Origin of the sequence: Spiroplasma sp. Moj, from assembly GCF_016082285.1 — a bacterium.
GTDB lineage: Bacteria > Bacillota_I > Bacilli_A > Mycoplasmatales > Mycoplasmataceae > Spiroplasma > Spiroplasma phoeniceum.
The window spans coordinates 1-3317 of the sequence record NZ_MQTY02000108.1 but is presented as its reverse complement, the minus strand read 5'-3'; the positions used below and the strand labels follow the sequence as shown (position 1 = coordinate 3317).

The 3317-nt window shown below is 24.1% G+C and carries 2 protein-coding genes; both read left to right on the top strand.

The annotated features are described in order from the left end of the window. Positions 1 to 105 precede the first annotated feature (105 nt). Positions 106 to 387: a hypothetical protein gene (locus BST80_RS04685; protein WP_415746185.1), complete on the top strand. Its 282-nt coding sequence runs from the start codon at positions 106 to 108 to the stop codon at positions 385 to 387. Between the two features lie 95 nt (positions 388 to 482). Continuing rightward, positions 483 to 1010, top strand: coding sequence for a lipoprotein (locus tag BST80_RS04680; protein ID WP_415746184.1), 528 nt, complete (start codon positions 483 to 485; stop codon positions 1008 to 1010). Positions 1011 to 3317 lie beyond the last annotated feature (2307 nt).

Sequence of the window (3317 nt, the reverse complement as noted above, 5' to 3'; positions counted from 1 at the left end):
AAAGACATAATTAATTAAAATTATAATTTGCTATTAGTATCTTTTTAAAAATATTTACAATTATTTTAATAGGTTATGCAAGAAGTCTAATATTTTAATGAAAAATTGAATAAATGATTTCGAAAAATGAAAAAATGATGTAAAACGACAAAAAAAGAAGATTTGCCTAATTTTTCTGATTCTAATAAAAGAGTTTGAAAAAATGATAAAGAATTTCAAATTAGATATTTTATTGATTTTCTTATTAAAAATATAAAAATAATAGAAATTGATAATAAAGTTAGACATTTGCAGAGCGATTTTAATAGTTTAAAAAATCAATTAGAAAAATTAAAAAATGATGGATTAAATTTAAGTTGTTCTAATGCGGGTAGTTTTTTATCATAAAGCACTGGTTTGGTACCTGGGGTTGGAAATTTAACACCCGCTATCATCTCAATAATAGCTTCTAGTTGCGCAATTGCTAATGTATAAATAAATAAATGAAAAAAATAATAAATATTTTAGGCACAATCACTTTAATTGGACTAAGTACAACAAGTTTAGTTGCTTGTAATACACCACAAGAATATACGCCCGAAGAATTAGAAAAACTAAAAGAAGAAAACAAAATAAATACTGTTAACCAAGAAATTAAAGACAACTTAGAATGAATAGTACCGCAAGAAAAACCATTTAATAAAGTTGATAATAAATATTATTATGTAGTATGGCGTGGTGATAAAAATGATAATTGAAGAATTGTCAATTTTAAACATACTGAATTAAAAATAGGAAAAATATTTGATAAATATAATAATAAATATACATTAGAATTAAGACAAGAAACTGGATATCCATTTTATTTTACTTTATATGTTAGATATTCATCTTCTTGAGCTCCAGCAGATTGAGAATCATATAATAATGGTACATATTTTAAATCAGTTTATAGTTGAGATTTATTAGATAAACCAGAACCTGATTTAGTTATTGATAATGGTGGTAATGTAAAAGTCAATGGAGAATAGAAAAAGAGATTTACATCTCTTTTTATTTTATCTTGGTTTAATTGTAATTCTAACTGGGTTATCACTTTTATTTCTAATTCCTAAATAATTAGGATTGAATATATCTATTGTTATATCTTTATCATTACTTAAGTAATAAGTTCAATTTGCTGATAAATTAGCAAATATTACTTTTAAAAATCTAATTTTTAATTTGACATCATTAGTATAATATGCTTGTAAATATGTTTCTTTAATTTTATCATTAACTTTATTAGACAGTAATGTTATTTGTAATAAAAATTTAATATATTCGATAATTCCACCTTTTTCAGGTTTATATTTATTTGCATATTTTCCACTAGGTAAACCGTTAGCAATACCAGTAGCGAATGTTTGGACATCATTTACTTTTATATTATCAGTGTATAAAGTTATTGTATTTTCAAAATTAACCTTATCAGTTTGTGAACGACCACTTTCTTATAAAGTAATATTGTATAATGAACCATAACTATATGTACAAAATTCATTATAACCACCACCATTTAAATTAACATTTCTATTAGAAATAAAATTTTCTATTTTACATGGGCCACATTCAACTTGCAAATTACCTAGATTACTTATTTCAATAGTTTTATAAACACTAATAAATTTATCTATACTTTGAATTGTTGGGTCAATTTGTTTCAAATCAATTTCTATTTCATAATAACCCTCATTAAATTCATTAGAAAACAAATTAATGGGTTCAAAATTTGAATATGCTTTTTTACATTGTGCTGGTGCTGTAATTTTAGTTTTTAATGGTTGAACTGTATTGGCACCTCATATATCTTTCATATAAGGTTTGTAATTATATGGTACTGGTGGTAAAACATATTCAGGATAATTAAATGTTGGTATTTCATAATCATGTGGTAATAAGAAAATAGTTTTGTAATTAGTTGTCATGTCGCGTAAATAATTATTTAATGTACTTTTTGTTTTACCACGAAAACTTCATACTGATAAGCGTAAATAATCTTCTTCATTATTTGTATATGGATTATCAGCATAAAAGATAATCTCAAAATTGCCTTTATATAATGCTTGGATTGAAAACATATCANTAATATAACTACAATTTGTCCCATNTGGTGTTTGTAAGAATTCTAAATCATTATCTAATTCACTATCACTAACTGGTNTTTGNGNATCAACTGNTTTGGTTTGTTCATTAATTAAATAAACTCGATTAGTTTTTTCATTTAATTGTTTTAAATTATAAGTTGAATAAACTAATTCTTCGGTTGGTTTACCATCATTAGTTAAAACAGTCCCTTTAAATTTATCAGTTAATAAAGTAGTAAACCCTAAACTAGTAGCATTTGCTCCAATCATAGCACCAACTTTATCATTTCCTTGTTCTCTAAATATTTCAAATGGTAAATAACCTTTACCNGCAGANTTATCANCTCAAAAGGCATCGTTATAAAAANTATAAACATTAGCACTCATAAAACCATTAANTCATGNAAAATTAGGTCATTTATCATCTTGGGTAATTGTTAAATTCCCAATTCAGTCCCAANNAATACCAAACGAAACAAAGTTTAAAAACTTTCCAATAGCAGGTATCGTAAAAGGATTAAAGACTAATTTTTGCGTATAGTTTAAAGNTAATACGGTAATTTGGCGATTAATAAAATTATTCATATTTAAAATATCTCAAACATTACANGNACCCATTTTATTATANTCTGATTAATATATAGACTTATTAAATATAAACACACTTATTATACACTTGTAGCTGTAAGTTAATCTTAAATATTTTGTGTGTTATTAGGGCTAAAGTCCTTAAATTTTATTTTTAAATTTATTTATTGGACTCTGCTTTATTCTATTTTTAATAAAATAAAGATTAATTATGTGTAAATCACACAAATATTTTCAAATATACAATAACAAAATCTCTTTAAAAACTCTTGTTAAAAATTTGTCTATCTGTGCCACTATTCAATTGAGAGAGTTTTACCAAAGAATTATCAATAAATCAATAACTGAAGGAAACGATCAAATATAATTTAATCATTAAGATCGGAGTTTCTAATATTTATAAACTGTATGCCAATAGGCCTCAGATTATATTTTCGATCTATGGTTGTCGACATATTAGTATCAATATCACATATAACAAATATAGTATTTTATTTTATAAATGAGTATACAAATAATCAGTATTTATTTGAAATATCTAAATATAATATTTGCAACAAGCGAAATTCTCTCGTTTCCCTTATTATTTTTGTTTTAATCGTCTATAGACATTCTGTAAGCTAG